This window comes from Endozoicomonas sp. ONNA2 (genome assembly GCF_024606365.1).
Classification (GTDB): domain Bacteria; phylum Pseudomonadota; class Gammaproteobacteria; order Pseudomonadales; family Endozoicomonadaceae; genus Endozoicomonas.
The window spans coordinates 1-3364 of the sequence record NZ_JAHHPO010000971.1 but is presented as its reverse complement, the minus strand read 5'-3'; the positions used below and the strand labels follow the sequence as shown (position 1 = coordinate 3364).

General features: G+C 47.3%; 3 protein-coding genes. All 3 read right to left on the bottom strand.

Features of this window, described 5'->3' with window-relative positions; translation table 11 throughout:
- Positions 1-340: 340 nt before the first annotated feature.
- Positions 341-1843, bottom strand: a complete 1503-nt coding sequence (locus KDK14_RS17175) for a SpoVR family protein (RefSeq protein WP_257266409.1) — start codon at positions 1841-1843, stop codon at positions 341-343.
- On the bottom strand, positions 1840-3117 hold the full coding sequence (locus tag KDK14_RS17170; RefSeq protein ID WP_257266408.1) for a YeaH/YhbH family protein: 1278 nt from the start codon (positions 3115-3117) through the stop codon (positions 1840-1842). The genes KDK14_RS17175 and KDK14_RS17170 overlap by 4 nt, the downstream gene beginning before the upstream one ends.
- An 85-nt stretch (positions 3118-3202) precedes the next feature.
- The coding region (locus KDK14_RS17165; protein WP_257266410.1) for a hypothetical protein at positions 3203-3364 on the bottom strand (162 nt) is incomplete at its 5' end.

Genomic DNA, 3364 nt, shown 5'->3' with positions numbered 1-3364 from the left:
GTACCATTATATAAATTTTAAAAATAATGTGCAGTACGGATAATAAGAAACTGTCAGGTTATTAATCCTGAATGAGGCAGGTTTTTTTTGATCAAAAGGAATAAATTGGAACCACAAAGGCACAAACCACAAAGGCACCAAGAACACGAAGAAGAGCTTTTCTTTTCCTTTATGGCCCTCTTTGCCGTGAAAAATATTTTGCTTAACCTTTTTTCATCCCTGAGGGGCGCAAAATAGTTTCACGCGCCATGGGCATTTGTGGTTAAAACTCAGGGCAATAGCTACTTAAACGGATAGATGCTTAAGGTCTACCATAACAAAATCGACTACCAATCGACGTTTATTTTCGCTTCTTATTCTCACTGCACTGCCAGCGTTGAGTGACCATACCATTTTCGAACGACTCGATCTCTACATCAAACTGCCAGATCTTGTGTATATGCTTCAACAATTCATCGGTTTCTTTGCCTAATGGTCGACCCTGATGCTGATAGTGACGGAGCGTCAGCATTCGGTCACTGCGGGTATTGACATTATAAACCTGAATGTTCGGTTCCCGATTACCCAGGTTATACTGGGCTGCCAGTGACTCACGTATGGCTTTATAGCCTGTTTCATCGTGAATACTGTCCACCTCAAGATGGGTTCGTGACTCATCATCCAGAATTGAAAACAGTCGTAAATCCCTCATAACCCTGGGCGAAAGAAACTGCAGGATAAAGCTTTCATCCTTGAAATTTTTCATGGCAAAGTGAACGGTATCCAGCCAGTCACTGCCGGCAATATCTGGAAACCACTCCCGGTCTTCATCGGTAGGATTTTCACATATACGACGAATATCCATAAACATACTGAAGCCCAGGGTGTATGGGTTGATGCCATTGTACTGCGGGCTATCAAAAGGTGGCTGGTAGATAACGCTGGAATGGGAATGAAGAAACTCCAGCATAAAACCATCGGAAACCTTACCCTCGTTGTACAGTTCATGAAGAAGGTGATAATGCCAGAAACAGGCCCACCCCTCATTCATCACCTGAGTCTGCTTCTGGGGGTAGTAGTATTGGGCAATTTTTCTGGCTATTCGCAAGAGCTCCCGCTGCCAGGTTTCCAGTAGCGGTGCATTCTTTTCCAGAAAATAGAGCAGGTTTTCTTCCGGGTGTTCAGGAAAGCGCTCTTCCTGTTCCTGCTCTTCTTTATCAACCTTTGGAATAGTGGTCCAGATATCGTTTAGTGTCCTCTGGATATACTCCGCTCTCTCTTCCTGGCGGGCCTGTTCCTGCTCAGGCGACAAGGGCCTTGGCCGTTTATAGCGATTGACCCCCTGATTCATTAATGCATGACAGGCGTCGAGCATCTCCTCCACCGCCTCAATGCCATACTTCTCTTCACACTTGGCAATATAATTTTTGGCAAATAACAGGTAGTCAATAATGGACTCGGCATCGGTCCAGGTTTGAAACAGATAGTTCCCTTTAAAGAATGAGTTATGGCCATAGCTTGCATGGGCTAACACCAATGCCTGCATGGTCATGGTATTCTCTTCCATTAAATAGGCGATGCAGGGATTTGAGTTGATTACAATTTCATAGGCCAGCCCCATTCTGCCCCGTTGGTAGTTTTGCTGAGTATGCAGGAAGTGTTTACCAAAACTCCAGTGGTTATACATTAATGGCATGCCCGTTGAGGCATAAGCATCCATCATCTGCTCAGAGCTGATAATCTCAATTTGATTCGGGTAGGTTTCAAGGCGGAAGCGATCAGCAAGACGGGCCAGTTCCCTGTCGTATGCCTGAATCAGCTCAAATGTCCACTCCTGCTCACTGGAAATCAACTGGCTGCTCATGCATTTTCCTTTTTTTCAAACAGTTTACGGAAAACCGGATAGATATCACCAGGTGATTTAATCTGCTGCATGGCAAAGTGATCTTTAAACTTCTCCGCTACCCTCTGGTATTCACGCCATAAATTCTGGTGAGCACGGTCGGTGATTTCCACATAACAGTAATACTGCACCTTCTGCATAATCTGCTCGGTCAGAATTTTGGTGCAAACGCTGGAATCCCCTTCCCAGTTATCACCATCCGATGCCTGGGCCACATAAATATTCCAGTCTGCCGGGCTGTAACGCTTATTGATCACATCGCGGGTCATTTCCAGGGCGCTGGAAACAATGGTTCCCCCGGTTTCCCTGGAATAGAAAAAGTCATCCTCATCCACCTCCTTGGCGGCAGTGTGGTGACGGATAAAGACTACTTCAATCTCTTTATAATTACGCTGCAAAAACAGATAGAGCAGAATAAAGAAGCGCTTGGCCATATCTTTGATGTCCTGGGTCATGGATCCGGACACATCCATCACACAAAACATAACGGCCTTATTACTCGGCGAAGGCACTTTGACCATGTTGTTGTATTTCAGGTCAAAGTCATCAATGAAGGGCAGTTTTTTCAGCCTGGCATTCAGCTCTTTTATCCGTTCTCTTAGTGCAGAAACTCGTTGCTGGTCCGTTTCCTCCGGACTGACTTCCATTTCCCGCAGCTCTTTTTTCAGTGCCCGTATTTCCCGACGGTCGCCACCGGATAAGGCAATCCGCCGGGCATGGGCTGAACGCAGGGAGCGCACGACGTTCAGGCGATCCGGAGAGCCTGCGGTGGTATACCCGGCCTGTCGAATCTTGAACTCCGTCATATCCTCAAGCTGTTTGCGGACCAGATTTGGCAGCTCAAGGTTATCAAACATATGCTCCAGAAACTCATCATGATTGATCTGGAAGCTGAACTCATCCATCCCTTCGCCGCTGTTGCCAGCCTTGCCCTTGCCGCTTCCGGGGCCACCGCCGCCCGATGGGCGCTTGATACGGTCACCACTGACAAACTCCTTGTTACCCGGATGAACCTGCTTATAACGCCCGCCCCGACCGTGACGGAATACCGGCTCAGACAGATCCTTTCGGGGAATGGTCACTTCGCTGCCAGAAACCACATCGGTAATGGAGCGTTTATTCACAGCATCGGACACTGCTTTTTTGATATGCTTCTTATATCGCTCAAGAAACCGCTGGCGATTGACGGTACTTTTGTTTTTTCCATTCAACCGCCGATCGATAATAATACTCATCAACACGCTCCTTGTGTGCCCTTTATGACAAACAGGGCAGAGGGCTGTCAGGGCGAGCATCCGTTCACCCTGCCTCTCTACCAAATTACTGCGACTTGCGCACCCGAATATACCATTCAGCCAGCAACCTGACCTGCTTCTCGGTATACCCTCTTTCTACCATGCGCTTGACAAACTCATTGTGCTTGCGCTGATCTTCCTGACTGCCTTTGGCATTGAATGAAATCACCGGGAGCAGGTCTTCTGT

Coding starts and splice junctions, on each gene's coding strand:
- KDK14_RS17175 (WP_257266409.1), bottom strand. CDS start 1,843: ATGAGCAGCCAGTTGATTTCCAGTGAGCAGGAGTGGACATTTGAGCTG.
- KDK14_RS17170 (WP_257266408.1), bottom strand. CDS start 3,117: ATGAGTATTATTATCGATCGGCGGTTGAATGGAAAAAACAAAAGTACC.